Source organism: Xanthomonas sp. NCPPB 1638 (assembly GCF_041475635.2).
In the GTDB taxonomy this organism is placed as follows: Bacteria; Pseudomonadota; Gammaproteobacteria; order Xanthomonadales; family Xanthomonadaceae; genus Xanthomonas; species Xanthomonas cucurbitae.
Genome location: NZ_CM192984.1, coordinates 1,295,686 through 1,311,281, shown reverse-complemented (window position 1 = coordinate 1,311,281; position 15,596 = coordinate 1,295,686). Strand labels below are relative to the sequence as shown.

The 15,596-nt window shown below is 67.2% G+C and carries 15 protein-coding genes; 6 read left to right on the top strand and 9 right to left on the bottom strand.

All coding sequences use genetic code 11. The features are described from left to right. Positions 1 to 63: 63 nt before the first annotated feature. The 5 genes from ACCQ13_RS05650 to pdeM are packed head-to-tail and all read left to right on the top strand — an operon-like array spanning position 64 to position 6,037. Complete coding sequence (locus ACCQ13_RS05650; RefSeq protein ID WP_159406806.1) at positions 64 to 1,074, top strand: ligase-associated DNA damage response exonuclease; 1,011 nt, start codon at positions 64 to 66, stop codon at positions 1,072 to 1,074. Continuing rightward, positions 1,071 to 1,304 (top strand): hypothetical protein, encoded by a 234-nt coding sequence (locus ACCQ13_RS05645; protein WP_104602071.1) that lies wholly within the window; start codon positions 1,071 to 1,073, stop codon positions 1,302 to 1,304. The genes ACCQ13_RS05650 and ACCQ13_RS05645 overlap by 4 nt, the downstream gene beginning before the upstream one ends. Then, positions 1,301 to 2,905, top strand: coding sequence for an ATP-dependent DNA ligase (locus ACCQ13_RS05640; RefSeq protein WP_104602072.1), 1,605 nt, complete (start codon positions 1,301 to 1,303; stop codon positions 2,903 to 2,905). The genes ACCQ13_RS05645 and ACCQ13_RS05640 overlap by 4 nt, the downstream gene beginning before the upstream one ends. Further along, entirely contained in the window at positions 2,902 to 5,403 is a 2,502-nt protein-coding gene (locus tag ACCQ13_RS05635; protein WP_159406805.1) for a ligase-associated DNA damage response DEXH box helicase, read from the top strand. The genes ACCQ13_RS05640 and ACCQ13_RS05635 overlap by 4 nt, the downstream gene beginning before the upstream one ends. Further along, entirely contained in the window at positions 5,393 to 6,037 is a 645-nt protein-coding gene (pdeM, locus tag ACCQ13_RS05630) for a ligase-associated DNA damage response endonuclease PdeM (protein WP_159406804.1), read from the top strand. Before ACCQ13_RS05635 ends, pdeM begins: the two co-directional genes overlap by 11 nt. Positions 6,038 to 6,372: 335 nt before the next feature. Here the strand turns inward: pdeM and ACCQ13_RS05625 are convergent, their stop codons facing one another. From ACCQ13_RS05625 to rlmD, 9 genes are all read right to left on the bottom strand, one after another. Next, positions 6,373 to 6,579: a cold-shock protein gene (locus tag ACCQ13_RS05625; protein ID WP_104602075.1), complete on the bottom strand. Its 207-nt coding sequence runs from the start codon at positions 6,577 to 6,579 to the stop codon at positions 6,373 to 6,375. Positions 6,580 to 6,667: 88 nt separating this feature from the next. Further along, positions 6,668 to 7,420: an S-methyl-5'-thioinosine phosphorylase gene (locus tag ACCQ13_RS05620; RefSeq protein ID WP_104602076.1), complete on the bottom strand. Its 753-nt coding sequence runs from the start codon at positions 7,418 to 7,420 to the stop codon at positions 6,668 to 6,670. Between the two features lie 31 nt (positions 7,421 to 7,451). Then, complete coding sequence (locus tag ACCQ13_RS05615; protein ID WP_104602077.1) at positions 7,452 to 8,006, bottom strand: hypoxanthine-guanine phosphoribosyltransferase; 555 nt, start codon at positions 8,004 to 8,006, stop codon at positions 7,452 to 7,454. After that, positions 8,006 to 9,007: a beta-N-acetylhexosaminidase gene (gene nagZ, locus ACCQ13_RS05610; protein ID WP_104602078.1), complete on the bottom strand. Its 1,002-nt coding sequence runs from the start codon at positions 9,005 to 9,007 to the stop codon at positions 8,006 to 8,008. Before nagZ ends, ACCQ13_RS05615 begins: the two co-directional genes overlap by 1 nt. Before the next feature lie 177 nt (positions 9,008 to 9,184). After that, a complete protein-coding gene (locus ACCQ13_RS05605) occupies positions 9,185 to 10,759 on the bottom strand; it encodes a cryptochrome/photolyase family protein (protein ID WP_104602210.1) in 1,575 nt (524 codons plus the stop codon). A gap of 166 nt (positions 10,760 to 10,925) precedes the next feature. Next, on the bottom strand, positions 10,926 to 11,942 hold the full coding sequence (locus ACCQ13_RS05600) for an NAD(P)/FAD-dependent oxidoreductase (protein ID WP_223214408.1): 1,017 nt from the start codon (positions 11,940 to 11,942) through the stop codon (positions 10,926 to 10,928). Between the two features lie 39 nt (positions 11,943 to 11,981). After that, the gene (locus tag ACCQ13_RS05595; protein ID WP_104602079.1) at positions 11,982 to 12,665 is read right to left on the bottom strand and encodes a DsbA family oxidoreductase; all 684 of its coding nucleotides are present in this window, start codon (positions 12,663 to 12,665) and stop codon (positions 11,982 to 11,984) included. Positions 12,666 to 12,788: 123 nt separating this feature from the next. Continuing rightward, positions 12,789 to 13,304, bottom strand: coding sequence for a CYTH domain-containing protein (locus ACCQ13_RS05590; RefSeq protein ID WP_159406803.1), 516 nt, complete (start codon positions 13,302 to 13,304; stop codon positions 12,789 to 12,791). Between the two features lie 72 nt (positions 13,305 to 13,376). Then, on the bottom strand, positions 13,377 to 14,711 hold the full coding sequence (gene rlmD / locus ACCQ13_RS05585) for a 23S rRNA (uracil(1939)-C(5))-methyltransferase RlmD (protein WP_104602081.1): 1,335 nt from the start codon (positions 14,709 to 14,711) through the stop codon (positions 13,377 to 13,379). A gap of 158 nt (positions 14,712 to 14,869) precedes the next feature. On the opposite strand from rlmD, the gene ACCQ13_RS05580 reads away from it, so the two are divergent. Then, a complete protein-coding gene (locus ACCQ13_RS05580) occupies positions 14,870 to 15,592 on the top strand; it encodes a response regulator (RefSeq protein ID WP_159406802.1) in 723 nt (240 codons plus the stop codon). Positions 15,593 to 15,596 lie beyond the last annotated feature (4 nt).

Genomic DNA, 15,596 nt, shown 5'->3' with positions numbered 1-15,596 from the left:
TCTTCCCAGCAGCATGCATTCCCATTCTCAGGATCTGCACACCGGCTTGGCCAGAGTTGGGCCATGCGCAACGGCAACGACAAACACGGCGATCTGGTGGTGCTGGGGCCCGAAGGGTTGTATTGCCCGCAGGGCGACTTCCACATCGATCCGTGGCGGCCGGTGCCGCGCGCGGTAATTACCCACGGGCATGGCGACCACGCGCGCAGCGGCATGGGCGAGTACCACTGCACGCGCGAAAGCCTGCCGATCCTGCAGTGGCGGCTTGGCGAACAGGCCTATCACACGCATGCCGATGGTGAAGCGTTTCCGTTGGGACGCGCCCGCGTGTCGCTGCATCCGGCCGGACACGTACTGGGCTCGGCGCAGGTGCGCATCGAAGTGGATGGCGAGGTCTGGGTGGCCTCGGGCGACTACAAGCGCCAGCACGATCCCACCTGCAAGCCCTTCGAGGTGGTGCCCTGCGACACCTTCATCACCGAAGCGACCTTCGGCCTGCCGGTGTATCGCTGGCCGGACACATCGAGTGTTGCCGCCGACATCGTCGCTTGGCGCCACGAATGCGCCGCACGCGGCGAAGCCGCCATCCTGTATTGCTACGCCCTGGGCAAGGCGCAACGCGTACTGGCCGAACTGCGTGCCTGGGACACCCAACCGGCGTTGCTGCACGGCGCGGTCGCCACCGGCGTGGAGGTGTATCGCCAGGCCGGCATCCCGATGCTGGATACCCAACCAGTCAGCGAGCACGCGCGCGGCGCCGACTATGCCGGACAACTGGTGCTGGCACCGCCTTCGGCTGCGGGCAGCACCTGGATCCGCCGTTTCCGGCATGCACAACAGGGATTCGCCTCGGGCTGGATGCGCATCCGCGGCAACCGGCGGCGACGCAATTACGACCGCGGCTTCGTGATGTCCGACCACGCCGACTGGCCGGACCTGCTGCGCACCATCGAAGACACCGGCGCGCGCCGCGTGATCGCCACCCATGGCAACACCGATGCACTGATACAGCACCTACGCGAGCGCGGTGTTGCAGCCGAAGCCTTCCGCACCGATTTTGGAGCCGAGGAATGAACCCACTCCCCGCACGCCGGTATACGCGCGCACGTCCGCGCATTCGTTTGAGCGGCGCACTGGCGTTCCGCCGGCATGCGCTGGCATTTCGCGTGCATCGCAGTGCGCCGGCCGCGGTCATCGGCCCACCCCGGCCACAGCGCCGCCCGCGCACGCTGGCGGCATTCACGCGCCGTGCGCTGGAGCTGCGCGCGGCCGACCGACATGCAACGGCGCAGGCGGTGCCGTGAAGCGGTTTGCTGCGCTGTACCGCACCCTGGACCGCAGTACCGGCACGCTCGACAAGCGTGCCGCGCTGGTCGCCTATTTTCGCGATGCCGCTCCGCTGGATGCGGCCTGGGCGCTGTACCTGCTGGCCGGCGGCAAGGTCGCCAGCAGCCGCATGCGCATTGCCAGCAGCGGCGAGCTGCGCGAATGGATCACCGACACCGCCGGGATCGCCGACTGGCTGGTGGCCGACAGCTACGACCACGTGGGCGACCTAGCCGAAACGCTGGCCTTGCTGCTCGACGACCCGGCCACCGAAGCGGCCGATCTGCCGCTGGCCGACTGGATCGAACAGCGGCTGTTGCCGATCGCCAACCAGGAGGTGGACGTGCGCAAGGCGTGCATCGTGCAGGCCTGGCGCAGCCTGGCCTTCGACGAGCGCCTGGTGTTCAACAAACTGCTAACCGGCGCCCTGCGCGTGGGTGTGTCGCAGCGGCTGGTGCAACAGGCACTGGCCGAGTTGTCGGGCGTGGACATCGCCCGCATCGCGCAACGCATGCTGGGCAGCTGGCGCCCGCATCCCACCTACCTGGCCGACCTGTTGACCAGCGAGGAACTGCCCGGCGACCGCCAGCAGCCCTATCCGTTCTTTCTCGCCTCGCCGCTGGAGGCGGAGGTGGACACGCTGGGCGCCATCGACGACTGGCTGCTGGAATGGAAATGGGATGGCATCCGCCTGCAGCTGATCCGGCGCGCGGGCGAAGCGGCCTTGTGGTCGCGCGGCGAAGAACGCCTGGATGGCCGCTTCCCGGAGATCGAACAGGCGGCGTTGCAGTTGCCCGACGGCACCGTCATCGATGGCGAACTGCTGGCCTGGCAACCCGGGCAGCCGTTGCCGATGGCGTTCACCGCCTTGCAAACGCGCATCCAGCGGCTCAAGCCGGGGCCCAAGACCCTGGCGGCCGCACCGGCGCGCGTGGTCGCCTACGACCTGCTGGAACTGGATGGCGTGGACCTGCGCGAGCGCCCGCTGCAGGAGCGACGCGCATTGCTGGAAGGCGTGCTGACCACACTTGCCGACCCGCGCATTGTCGCCTCGCCGCTGGTGCAGGCGAGCGACTGGCAGGCCGCAGCGCAGGTGCGCGTGGAAGCACGCGAACGCGGCGTGGAAGGGCTGATGCTCAAGCGCGCCACCTCGGTGTATCAGGCCGGTCGCCGTCGCGGCGATTGGTGGAAATGGAAGATCGACCCACTCACCATCGATGCGGTGTTGTTGTACGCGCAAGCCGGCCACGGCCGGCGCAGCACGCTCTACACCGACTACACCTTCGGGCTGTGGCATGACGGGCAATTGGTGCCGATCGCCAAGGCGTATTCGGGTCTGGACGACAAGGAAATTCTGCAGCTGGATCGCTGGATTCGTGCCAACACCACCGAGCGGTTCGGCCCGGTGCGCGCGGTCACTGCGCATCATGTGTTCGAGCTGGGGTTTGAAGCGGTGAACCGCAGCGCCCGGCACAAATCCGGCATCGCGGTGCGCTTCCCACGCATTCTGCGTTGGCGTCAGGACAAGCCGATGTCCGAAGCCGATCATCTGAGCAGCCTGCAGGCACTGGCGCGGTGACGGCACCGCAGCCACTGCGCGCGACGCCGCTGCAGCAGTGGCGCGTCTGGTTCGCACAGCGCGGCTGGGCGCCGTTGCCATTTCAACGCGATGTGTGGAAGCGCTATCTCGACGGCGAATCCGGGTTGCTGCATACCCCCACAGGGAGCGGCAAGACGCTGGCGGCCTTCGGCGGTCCGCTGCTGGAAGCGCTGGCCGCGCGCGGACGCAAACCAGCGGCACACTCCGCCAGGCCCCCAGCCAGCGCACGCCGGCAGCAACAACGCACGCTGCAGGTGCTCTGGATCACACCACTGCGCGCACTGGCCGCCGACACCGCGCGTGCGCTGCGCGAACCGGTGGACGCCTTGGGGCTGGATTGGCAGGTGGGCCTGCGTACCGGCGATGCCAGCGCGCGCGACAAGCGCCTGGCGCGCAGCGGCAAGCTCGATGTACTGGTCACCACGCCCGAATCGCTCGCCCTGTTGCTGTCGTATCCGGACACCGCGCCGCAGCTGTCGGCGTTGCGTTGCGTGATCGTGGACGAGTGGCACGAGCTGCTGGGCAACAAGCGGGGCGTGCTGCTGCAGCTGTGCCTGGCGCGCCTGCGCGGCTGGACGCCGACCCTGCGCATCTGGGGCCTGTCGGCCACCTTGGGCAATCTGGCGCAGGCACGCGACGTACTGCTGCCGCATCTACCCGATGCCGCGCTGGTGTCCGGCGTCAAGCCGCGCGCCATGACGCTGGAGACGCTGTTGCCCGACAGCGGCGAGCGCTTTCCGTGGGCCGGCCACCTGGGCCTGGCGCAACTGGCGCGCGTGCTGCAGAAGATCCTGCAGCACGGCACCAGCCTGGTGTTTACCAATACGCGCGCACAGGCAGAGCTGTGGCATCAGGCCCTGAGCGCCGTGTGGCCGGACGATCCGGCCACGCTGGCGCTGCACCACGGCTCGCTGGACCCGAGCTTGCGCGCAGCTGCCGAGCAAGGGCTGCGCGATGGCAGCTTGCGCTGCGTGGTCGCCACTTCCAGCCTGGATCTGGGCGTGGATTTTCCGGCGGTGGATCAGGTGCTGCAGGTCGGCAGCCCCAAGGGCATTGCGCGGTTGCTGCAACGCGCCGGCCGGGCGCGGCACCGGCCCGGCGAATCCGGCCACGTGGTGTGCGTGCCCTCGCATGCGCTGGAACTGGTGGAGTACGCCGCTGCGCGTCGTGCGATTGCCCACGGCCACATCGAAGCACGGCCACCGCCACGGTTGTCGCTGGACGTGCTGGCACAGCACTGCGTCACCCTCGCGCTCGGCGGCGGCTTCGATGCCGATGCCTTGTTCACGCAGGTACGCGGCACCGATGCCTTCGCCGCACTGGACCGGGCCACCTGGACTGCAGTGCTCGATTTCATCGTGCAAGGCGGCAGCGCGTTGGCGCATTACCCGGATTTCCACAAGGTGGTGCGCGACGACGACGGCATCTACCGCGTCACCGATCGGCGCGTTGCGCTGCGCCATCGGCTGTCCATCGGCACGATCACCAGCGATGGCAGCGTGCGCGTGCAGTTCCTGCGTGGCGGCCGGCTGGGCGCGGTGGAAGAACAGTTCGTCGGCCGCCTGCGCCGCGGCGACCGTTTCCAGTTCGCCGGCCGGCTGCTGGAGCTAGTGCGCCTGGAAGACATGACCGCCTACGTACGTGTGGCCAAAGGCGGCAGCGGCGTGGTGCCCAAATGGATGGGCGGGCGCATGCCGCTGTCGTCGGCATTGGGGCGCGAAGTGGAGGCGCTGTTCGCCGATCCTGGCGAGGCGCCGGAGATGCAGGCGCTGGCACCGCTGCTGCACTTGCAGGCATCGCTCTCGTCGCTCCCCGGCCCCGATCACCTGTTGGTGGAAAGCATCAAGGCGCGCGATGGCCGGCATGTGTTCGTGTACCCGTTCGCCGGCCGCCAGGTCAACGAAGGGTTGGCCGCGCTGTTGGCCGCACGCTGGGGCCGCCGCCAGCGCAATACCTTCAGCTTCGCCGCCAACGATTACGGCTTCGTGCTCTCGCCGGCGCAGGACGTCGAGATCGACGCTGGCCTGCTGCAAGCACTGCTGTCGCCGGTTGGCCTGTTCGACGATCTGCGCGACAGCCTCAACCTGGGCGAGCTGGCACGCCGCCAATTCCGCGAGATCGCGCGCGTGGCCGGTCTGTTGTCGCCCTCGTTGCCAGGTCGCGCACCGCGCAGCCTGCGTCAGTTGCAGGCGTCCAGCGGATTGCTCTACGACGTGTTACAGCGCTTCGATCCCGACCATCTGCTGCTGGCGCAAGCCGAACGCGAAGTCTTCGAAGGCCAACTGGAACTGGCGCGCCTGGCGCACGCGCTGGAGGACTGCGCCCGGCGCGAGCTGCGCCTGCGCACGCCACGCAGCCTCACCCCATTGTCGTTTCCGCTGTGGGCCGAGCGCGTGCGTGGCCAGCTGAGCACTGAAGACTGGAAAGCGCGCGTGTTGCGCGCCGCCGAACAACTGGAGCGCAAGCATGGGCGATAGCGTGCAGCTGCAGCTGGGCGGCGAAACCGTGCAACTGCTCGGCGAACGTGCGCTGTACCGGCCAGCGCGGCGCGCCTTGCTGATTGCCGACCTGCATCTGGGCAAGGCCGATGTGTTCCGGCGTGCCGGCATCGGGTTGCCGGCAGGCGGCACCGCGCATGATCTGGACCGGCTGGATGCGTTGCTCGCGCAGTGCGAGGTGGACGCGCTATGGATTCTTGGCGACCTGCTGCACGGACCGGCACCGCGCGCGGCCTGGCATCGACGCTGGAGCGCCTGGCGCGAACGGCATTGCACCCTGCGCGTGATCGCCATCCGCGGCAATCACGATCGCGCCTTGGCAAGTGCAGATCTGCATATCGAAGCAGCCGGCGAACAGGTCGAAGACGGCCCGTTCGTGTTGCGCCACGATCCGCTACCGCACCCCACCGGCCATGTGCTGTGCGGGCATCTGCATCCGCTGGCGACACTGCCCGGGCTGTCGCGGCGCTGGCCGGCGTTCTGGTTGCGCGAGAACGTCACCATCCTTCCGGCGTTCTCGCATTTCACCGCCGGCGTGGTGCCGACCCTGATCCCGGGCGAGCGCCTGGTTGCCTGCGTGGAAGGCGATGCGGTGGCCTTGCCGGTGCGTTGAACCGGCGCTGTGGCGAATGCGCTGTTGCGCGATCGACGAATCGCCGACTGGGCATCATGTCGCGATAGTTGTCCGCTCCCCTGAATCCTCAGATGGAGACCCCGATGGCCCGCTATAGCCCCGAATTCAAACACCAGATCGTCCGGCGGATGATGTTCCCAACAATCAGAGCGTTGCTGACCAGAGCCGTCACACCGACATCAGCGCGCCCACGTTGTACGCGTAGAAGAAACAGATCCGCAGCCAAGGACATATCGCGCGCACCGCCCGCGCTTGGGCCGGTGCAAAAAAAACCCCGCCGTAGCGGGGTTCTTCAAGCGCACAATCGAGTGGGGTTACTCGACCGGCGTGATGTTCGAAGCCTGGGCGCCCTTGGGGCCCTGGGTCACGTCATAACTGACGGCCTGGCCTTCCTGCAGGCTGCGGAAGCCCTTGGAGTTGATCGCGGAGAAGTGCGCGAAGACATCGGCGCTGCCGTCCTCCGGTGAGATGAAGCCAAATCCCTTGGCGTCGTTGAACCACTTGACGGTACCGTTAGGCATGGTGATGCGAGACCTTTGCAATAATTAATGGGTGATGTACGGCGGTGCGTACGCCGCCGAGTATGCAAAGCTTATGCCCCGATGACAATCACCCACGCGCAAGTTCGCCAATCAGTTCCGGCATGCCCGACGAGGCCGCTTCCACATTGGACAATACCTCGGCCATGGTGATCTCCTGGGCATCGCCGCAGCCGGCAGCCCAGTTGGCCACGATCGCCAGACACGCGTATTCCAGGCCCTTTTCGCGCGCCAGCCCTGCCTCCGGCATGCCGGTCATGCCAACCAGATCGCAGCCGTCGCGGCGCATGCGGGCAACCTCTGCAACCGTTTCCAGACGCGGCCCCTGGGTTGCGCCGTAGCATCCGCCGGCAACCAGCGTGACGCCGGTCACCTTGGCGGCAGCGATTACCTTGCTGCGGAACAGCGGCGAATACGGGTGGCCGAAATCCACATGCTGCACCTCGCTCCCCGGCTCTTCACAGAACGTGGAAATGCGGCCCGAGGTGTAGTCGATCAGCTGGTCCGGGCATGCCAGCACGCGCGGTCCGAACTGCTCGGTGATGCCGCCGACGGTATTGAGCGCCAGCACGCGCGAGGCGCCGATTTGCTGCAATGCAGCGATGTTTGCGCGGTAGTTGACCTTGTGCGGCGGCAGCGAATGCCCTTCGCCATGCCGGGCCAGGAACGCCACGCGATGGCCGAGCAACCTGCCGACACGGATCGGCCCGGACGGTGCGCCGTACGGGGTGTCGAGTTCATGCGTCTGCACGTCGTCGAGCTGCGCAAGCTTGTAGACACCGGTGCCGCCAATGACGGCCAGTGCAATGGAATTGGGGGACATGGACGACCTCTGCTACGAAACGGGCGTGGAGTTACTGCTTCATCGCATAGATGGCAGGGATGCCGCGCAGCTGCTCGTTGACGTCCATGCCGAAGCCGAATACGTAGCGGTCGGGCACTTCCACGCCCACGTAGTCGGCGGTCACGCCAGGCACGCAGCGGTCGTGACGCTTGACGGTCAGCACCGCCACGCGCACATCGGTGGCGCCCTGCTCCAGGCACCACTGGCGCACGCTCTGCAGCGTGTAGCCCTCATCGAGGATGTCGTCGACCAGGATCACCCGGCGACCGAACAATGCCGTGGCCGGGCGGTGCTTCCACACCAGCTCGCCGCCGACGGTTTCGCCGCGGTAACGGGTGGCGTGCAGGTAATCGAACTGCAGGTCCTGACCCCGCGCGCCCAGCTCCAGCGCCAGCTGGCCGGAAAACGGCAGCGCGCCGTGCATGATGGTGAGGTACACCGGCACTTCGCCGGCATAGTCGCGCGCGATGGCGTCGGCGATGGTGGAGACGGCCGCGTCGATGGCGGGGCGATCGACCAGCAGGTCGGCTTGGGCCAGGGCCTGGGAAATGGTGAGCGTGGACATCAGGCAAGTGTTCCGGAAGGGGCAGAAGGAGTGTTGAAGGAAGCGTCGGTGCCGGCCAGCAAGCCGTCCCAGCCGAGCGCACCGCGCCCGATCAGGCCGATCAGCGCGGCGGTATTGAGGTGGCGGCCCTGCACGGCCTGCAGCGACTCGGGAACCAGTTCCGGATGGCAGACCAGCACCACATCGCAGCCGGCATCCAGATGCGCATGCACGCGCCCGGCCACACCGCCGGCGCTGAACGAGGCGGCCATGCCGATGTCGTCGGAGAACACCACGCCGCGAAAGCCCAGTTGCCCGCGCAGGATCTGCTCGATCCAGCGCGACGAATAGCCGGCCGGTTCGGGCGCCACCTGCGGGTAGACCACGTGCGCCATCATCACCGCGTCGGCGCCGGCCTCGATGCCCGCCACGAACGGCAACAGGTCTTCGGCCTGCAGCACCTCAAGCGGACGCGGGTCGCTGGCGTGATCCACATGGGTATCTTCCAGCACCGTGCCATGGCCGGGAAAATGCTTGAGCGTGGCCGCCATGCCGGCGCCATGCAGGGCCTGCACATAGGCGCGGGTGAAGGTGGCCACGACCTGCGGATCGTCGCTGAAGGCGCGATCGCCGATGGCGCGATTGCCGCGGCCCAGGTCCACCACCGGTGCAAAACTCAGGTCCACGCCGCTGGCGCGGACTTCGCTGGCCATCAGCTGTGCATGCGCGCGGGCCGCGGCAAGCGCGCCCTCCGGATCCTGCTGGTACTGGGTGCCGAAGCTCTGCAACGGCGCCAACGCGCTGAAGCCTTCGCGAAAGCGCTGCACACGGCCGCCTTCCTGGTCCACGCAGATCAACACCGGGCGCGGCGCGGCGGCGCGGATGGAGGCGGACAACTCGGCCACCTGCGCGCGCGAGGCGAAGTTGCGCTTGAACAGCACCACCCCGGCGACCGCATCGTGCTGCAGCCAGTCGCGTTCCTGTGCGCTGAGTTCGGTACCGGCAACGCCGATCAAAAGCATGTTGGGGGACTCCCGGGCCAGGCGCCACGAGGGCGCAGCGCGGCATTGTCGCAGATGCGCGTTGCAGCGTCAGATTGCGCATTCAGGCAGGCGTTGGATCGGTAGGCTGGCGGGCAGCCACGCTGCATGGCGTCCTGACCGCCGGGTCGCCGCGCCGGTCTCGGCCTCGCCCCGGTTTCAGAGCACTTCCAGCTGTGCCCGCCAATGCGCCGCCTGGGCCTGGATGCCTTCCAGCACCTCGGGCGCCATGCGGTCGAGCTGCCGGTACGGCATCGCCAAGCGTTCGTTATTCCCCAGCAACGAACGTTGCCGCTGCAGAAAATCCCAATACAAGGCGTTGTACGGGCAGGCCCGTGCACCGACCCGCACCTTGCGCTGGTAGCGGCAGCCGCCGCAGTAATCGCTCATGCGGTCGATATAGGCCGCGCCGCTGATATACGGCTTGCTGCCGAGCAGGCCGCCATCGGCGAACTGGCTCATCCCCACCGTATTGGGCAGCTCCACCCACTCGAAGGCGTCGATATAGACCCCCAGGTACCAACGATGCAGCGCCTGCGGATCCAGCCCCGCCAGCAGCGCAAAATTGCCGATCACCATCAGCCGCTGGATGTGGTGCGCATGCGCGTTGGCCAGCGAATTGCCCACCGCATCGGCCAGGCAGCGCATGCCGATCTGCCCATCCCAGAACCAGTGCGGCAACGGCAGGTGCTGATCCAGGTGATTGGTCTGCGCGTACTCAGGCATCTGTGACCAGTACACGCCGCGCACGTATTCGCGCCAGCCCAGGATCTGCCGGATGAAGCCTTCCACCGAGGCCAGCGGTGCCCGCCCCTGCCGCCAGGCAGCTTGCGCGCGCGCGATGACTTCGGCCGGGTGCAGCATCTTGACGTTGAGCGCGAACGACAGCAGCGAATGGAACAGCCGCGGGCTACGCGTGCTCATCGCATCTTCGTAGCGGCCGAAATCCGGCAAGGCGCGTTCGATGAAGGCCTCCAGGTGCTGCAACGCTTCGGCGCGATCCAGTGGCCACGGCAACGCGTCGGCACTGGGTGCGCCGAAACTGCGGACGCCTGCCGCTTCGATGCTGCGCCATAACTGGCTGTGATCGTGTGCGCTGCGCCAGTCTTGCGGCGCCAGCGGATCGCCTGGCCACGGCGCGCGATTGTCGTGATCGAAGTTCCAGCGCCCGCCTTCCGGTTGCCCGGCGGCATCGAGCAGGATGCGATGGCGCCTGCGCATCTGCCGATAGAACACTTCCATGCGCCATTGGCTACCCGCGCGGAAGCACGCAGCCACCTCGTCACGCGTGGTCAGGAAATGCTCGCTATCGACCATGCGCGTGACGAACGCCTGCGTGGCACGCCACTGCTGCAAGGCCTCGTCCAGCCGCCATTCGTCCGGGGCCTGATATTCCAGTTGCTGCGCGCGGTAATGCGCCATCAGTGCGCCAAGGTTGGCCGGAATCGACTGCCGGTTGCTGGCGGCGTCGATTGCCACGTACCGCACGCGGTGGCCAGCCTGTCGCAGCGCGGCGGCAAACGCACGCATCGCGGCGAAGATCGCCAGGATCTTCTGCGCATGGTGCAGCACGTAGTCGGTTTCGGCGCGCACCTCCATCAGCACATGGACCACGCCAGGGTCATGCGTGGCGAACCAGCTGTGCTGCGGATTGAGCTGATCGCCCAGGATCAGGCGCAAGGTGTGGGCAGGCGTTTGCGCCGTGCTATCAGTCGAATGGGTTTCGGGCGGCATCACCAACGTCGGCCCAGCACAGCCGTGGCGGGCACTGCGGATTGCGTAGCGCGCAGCAGCGTGTGCAGCGTGTGCAGCGTTGTCGAAAGCATGCCGGGCGATGCGACCACGCGCGTGCATTGCAGGCAGTGCTGCATCGCTACCGACGCGGCGGCACGCCATCCCATCACTGCGGCTTGACGCCTGTTACCGTGACGCCGGCCACCTCGCGTGCCAGGGCAGTTCCGCTGCGCCAGGCGCCTTCGACCTTCCCACCCGCCAGCCAGTCGCCACACAGGCCGAGCCCGAGGCTGGCATCCCAGACAGAGCCGGCCTGCAATGGCGGATCAGTACTGGCCGCCACCCAGCGATACGCGTCGCAGGCCAGCGGTGGCGGCAGGCCCAGCGCCGCCAGTTCGGGCAACAGGCTGGCGATCACCTGCGCGGGCGTGGCATCGCCATGCACCTGGCTCCACGTCGCCGTGGCATGCAGCAACCAGGTCTCGGCACCGGCGCGTGCGGGTTTGCTGGAATCGCGCGCCACCCAGCGCACCGGGCCGGCGTTGACGAACAAGGCGTCGTAGCCCGGATCGATGGGCGCAGCAAACCGCAACACGACGGCCCAGGCCGGCAACATCTGCGCGCTGCGGGCAACGCGCAACAGCGCAGGTGCGCGCTCGGCCAGCAACCTGGCCGCATCGGGAGCCGGCACTGCCAGCAGCACCGCATCGACCATCTGTGTTGCCGCTGCAGTCGCAGCACCGAGGTTGACCACCCATCCCGCGCTGCTGCGCTCGATCGCATGGACACTCGTCCGCGTGCGCACCTCCAGGCCGGCTGCCAGCGCGCGTGCGGGTGCGTCCATCGTGGGAGTCCCCACAAACCGCGCCAATGCGCGTTGCGAGTGGCGCAGCGTGGCGCCATCCCAACTGGCGACCCGTGCCGGCCAGCGCGCGGCGATGCCGGCAGCGATCCATGCATCCACCACGGCCGCAAAACCCGGATCGCGCGCGGTGAAGTACTGCGCGCCGTCGTCGCACTGCCAGCCCTGTCCGGTGCAGGTATGCAGGCGTCCGCCAACTGTGTCGGCGCTTTCGTACACCGTTACGCGAAGGCCAACTCTCTGCAGTGCATCGGCGCAGGCCAGCCCCGCCAGGCCGGCACCAATGATCGCCACGCGCGTTGGGCGGCATGGCGACATCATCGGATCAACACCTTGCACAGACGTGCTGCCATCGGCAGGTCAGACCGCGCAGCCATCCGGCCCGCAGGCGTCGGCGCCACCGACAGGCACCGATTCGGCGGCCAGCTGCAACAGCGCCTGCGCAAAACTCTCCGGCGGCTGCGCCCCCTGGATCAGGCTGCGTCCGTCGATCACGAAACTGGGCACTGCCCGGATGCCCAGTGCGCTGGCCTGTGCCAACTGCGCCTGCACTTCCACCGTGCCTTCGTCGGAGTCCAGCATTGCCTGCACCCGCGCAGCCGCCAGACCGCCGGCCTCACCGGCATTCACCAGCGTCTGCGTCGCCGCAACGTTGCGGCCTTCGGCGAAATGCGCATGGAACAGGGCTTCCATCACCGCACCCACATCGCCTTCGTGGGTGGCCAGCCACAGCAGCCGATGCGCACGCAGGGTATTGACCTGCACCTGGCCGCGGCCAAAATCCAATGGCAGGCCCTCGGCGCGCGCCGTGGCCTGGGTCTGCGCAAGCATCTGATCTACGCGTGCGGCACCGCCGAACTTGCGTGCCAGGGCATCGCGCAACGGCACCGGATCTGTGCCGGCCTCCGGGTCCAGCTCGAACGCGTGGTAATGAATGTCCAGCGCCGGCGCCTTGTCGCCAAGCGCGGCAATGGCCTGTTCGAAACGGCGTTTGCCGATCCAGCACCAGGGGCAGACCACGTCGGACCAGATATCGATGCGCATAAGCGGGGATTGGGGATTTGGCAGTGGGGATTGGCAGAGCATAAGCCCCAACACGCGGATTGGGGATTGGGGATTGGGGATTGGCAACGCATCGTCCAGGGCCGACGCATCACCCTTGCTCCTTTACCAATCCCCAATCCCCAATCCCGACTCCCGCCACTGCTTGAACGGATGCGATGCCAGCGCCAGATTGTAGTAACGCGTGTCGTCGGTCACTTCCGCGCCGATCCACTCGGGCTTGGCAAAGGCTTCATCGGCACTGGCGAGCTCGATCTCGGCCACCACCAGCCCGGCATTGTCGCCGAGAAATTCGTCCACTTCCCACATATGGCCCTGGTACTGGACCAGATGCCGGCGCTTGTCGATCAGCCCGCCGACACACAGGTCCAGCAGCGCGCGCGCATCGGCAACGGGAATCGGGTACTCGAACTCCTGCCGGGTATGCCCCACCTCGCGCGACTTCAGATTCAAGAACGCGCTCTCGCCCTGCACCCGGACCCGTACCGACGCATTCTGCGCCCCGCTACGCAACGCCGCCTGGTCATTGATGTAGCCCTGCGCCATCGGGATCACCGCATGCGCGGCAGCACGCCACCCATCGCCGGTTACGAGAAACTTGCGTTCGATTTCGAGAGGCATGGGAATCGGGAATCGGGAATCGGGAAAGCATAAGCCGTCCGCCGTTACGATTCCCTATTCCCTATTCCCGATTCACCGCTTCTCAAACACCGCAATACTTTCCACATGCGCGGTGTGCGGGAACATGTCCATCGCCCCCGCCGACACCAGCGTGAAGCCCTGTTCGTTGACCAGATAGCCGGCATCGCGCGCCAGTGAACCGGGGTGGCAGCTGACGTAGACGATGCGCTGGAAGCGCTTCAATGGCAGCTGTTGCAGCACTTCCAGTGCGCCGGAACGCGGCGGATCGAGCAGCAGCTTGTCGAAGCCCTGCTTCATCCATGGCGCATTGCGTTGGTCCTGGGTGAGGTCGGCGGCGTAGAACTGCGCGTTGGCCAGGCCATTGCGCTCGGCGTTTTCCTTGGCGCGCGCTACCAGCCCGGCATCGCCTTCCACGCCTACCACCTCGCGCACTGTGCGTGCCAGCGGCAGGGTGAAGTTACCCAGGCCGCAGAACAAATCCAGCACACGATCGTCAGCGCTGGCATCGAGCAGCGCCAGCGCATGCGCGATCATCTTCTGGTTGAGCGAGGCATTGACCTGGATGAAGTCCAGCGGCCGGAACGCCAGCTCGACATCCCATTGCGGCAGGCGGAATGCCAGCGGCACCTCGCGCGGCCACAGCGGGTGCACGCTGTCCACGCCGCCGGGCTGCAGGAAGATGGCAAAGCCGTGCGTCTGGGCAAATTCCACCCAGGCCTGCTGATCGCGCTCGCTGAGCGGCTGCATGTGACGGATGGTCAGCGCCACCGCTTCGTCGCCAGCGATGAATTCGATCTGTGGGATGTCGCGCTTGCCGTCCATGCCTTCGATCAGCGCCGCCAGCAACGGGATCTTCTCGCCGATCTGCGGAATCACCGTGTAGCACACCGACAGGTCGGCCACGAAACGCGGGTCCAGCTCGCGGAAGCCGACCAGGGTCTTGTCCTTCTTCTCCACCCGCCTCACCGAGAAACGCCCCTTGCGCCGGTAGCCCCAGCTGTCACCCACCAGGGCAGGCAACACGGTCTGCGGGGTGACATGCCCGATCCGTTCGAGGTTGTCGGTCAGCACGCGCTGCTTGGCGAGGATCTGCTGCGATTGTTCCAGGTGCTGCAGCACGCAACCGGCGCAGACGCCGAAGTGCGGGCAACGCGGAGCCACCCGCTGCGGTGAGGCCTCCAGCACTTCGATCGTTTTGGCTTCGTCGAAATGGCGGCTGCGCGCGGTGGGTTCGGCACGTACCTGTTCGCCCGGCAAGGCGCCGCTGATGAAGGTCACCTTGCCGCCCTCGCCGTCGCGACGGGCCACTCCGCGGCCGTCGTGGCTGAGATCGGTGATGGCGGTCTGGAAAGGAGTACGGTCTAGGCGATTGCGGGTTCTGGCCACGTGGCGACAGGCTGCGGGCAAAAAGGGTGCGTATTGTCGCAGATGCGATCGACGCCGGCCTCGCCGGGCAGCGCGGCAATTGTGGCGCCCCACAAACACAGGCACACTTCGCCAACGCGCGGCAGGTCAGGACGCGGCATCGCTGGCAAGGAGGCAGCATGAATATTGCAACCCGTCAAGAACCCCATCCACGCCTGCTGTTGGTGGAAGACGACCCGATCAGCCGTGGCTTCCTGCAAGCCGCGCTGGAAAGCCTGCCGGCCCTGGTCGACTGGGCCGATTCATTGGCATCGGCGCTGGACCGCGCCCGCGAGCGCCGTCACGATCTGTGGCTGATCGATGTCAACCTTCCCGACGGCACCGGCGGTGGCCTGCTGCGCGCATTGCGCCTGCTGCATCCGGACGTGCCCGCGTTGGCGCATACCGCCGACGGCAATGCGGACATGCAGCGCGACCTGCAATCGGAAGGATTCCTGGAAATGCTGGTCAAGCCGCTGTCCACCGAACGCCTGTTGCAAGCCGTACGCCGCGGGCTGTCGCGCGGCCGCTACAGCGTGGCACCGGCGGGAGTGCTGGATATCGCCACCCACGATTGGGACGAGACGGCCGCACTGAGTGCGCTCAACGGTCAGCAGCACCACCTCAATGCCTTGCGCGAGTTGTTCCTGGCCGAGCTACCTGGCACCCGTGATGCGGTGGACTCGGCCCTGAAGATCAGCGACGGGCAGGCCTTGCGTGACCACCTGCACCGCCTGCAGGCCAGCTGCGGCTTTGTCGGCGCCGCCCGCCTGGCCGGCGCCGTGCGCCTGCTGCGCGGCGACCCGCGGTCGCGCACCGCACAGACCCAGTTCCACGCGGCGGTGACGGCCTTGCTGCGCTGAGCCA

What these genes read in the sequence shown, in the direction of transcription:
- ACCQ13_RS05620 (WP_104602076.1), bottom strand. Translation starts at nt 7,420, where the DNA reads ATGTCCCCCAATTCCATTGCACTGGCCGTCATTGGCGGCACCGGTGTC.
- ACCQ13_RS05645 (WP_104602071.1), top strand. Translation starts at nt 1,071, where the DNA reads ATGAACCCACTCCCCGCACGCCGGTATACGCGCGCACGTCCGCGCATT.
- ACCQ13_RS05615 (WP_104602077.1), bottom strand. Translation starts at nt 8,006, where the DNA reads ATGTCCACGCTCACCATTTCCCAGGCCCTGGCCCAAGCCGACCTGCTG.
- ACCQ13_RS05590 (WP_159406803.1), bottom strand. Translation starts at nt 13,304, where the DNA reads ATGCCTCTCGAAATCGAACGCAAGTTTCTCGTAACCGGCGATGGGTGG.
- ACCQ13_RS05650 (WP_159406806.1), top strand. Translation starts at nt 64, where the DNA reads ATGCGCAACGGCAACGACAAACACGGCGATCTGGTGGTGCTGGGGCCC.
- ACCQ13_RS05625 (WP_104602075.1), bottom strand. Translation starts at nt 6,579, where the DNA reads ATGCCTAACGGTACCGTCAAGTGGTTCAACGACGCCAAGGGATTTGGC.
- pdeM (WP_159406804.1), top strand. Translation starts at nt 5,393, where the DNA reads ATGGGCGATAGCGTGCAGCTGCAGCTGGGCGGCGAAACCGTGCAACTG.
- ACCQ13_RS05600 (WP_223214408.1), bottom strand. Translation starts at nt 11,942, where the DNA reads ATGATGTCGCCATGCCGCCCAACGCGCGTGGCGATCATTGGTGCCGGC.
- ACCQ13_RS05580 (WP_159406802.1), top strand. Translation starts at nt 14,870, where the DNA reads ATGAATATTGCAACCCGTCAAGAACCCCATCCACGCCTGCTGTTGGTG.
- nagZ (WP_104602078.1), bottom strand. Translation starts at nt 9,007, where the DNA reads ATGCTTTTGATCGGCGTTGCCGGTACCGAACTCAGCGCACAGGAACGC.
- ACCQ13_RS05595 (WP_104602079.1), bottom strand. Translation starts at nt 12,665, where the DNA reads ATGCGCATCGATATCTGGTCCGACGTGGTCTGCCCCTGGTGCTGGATC.
- ACCQ13_RS05605 (WP_104602210.1), bottom strand. Translation starts at nt 10,759, where the DNA reads ATGCCGCCCGAAACCCATTCGACTGATAGCACGGCGCAAACGCCTGCC.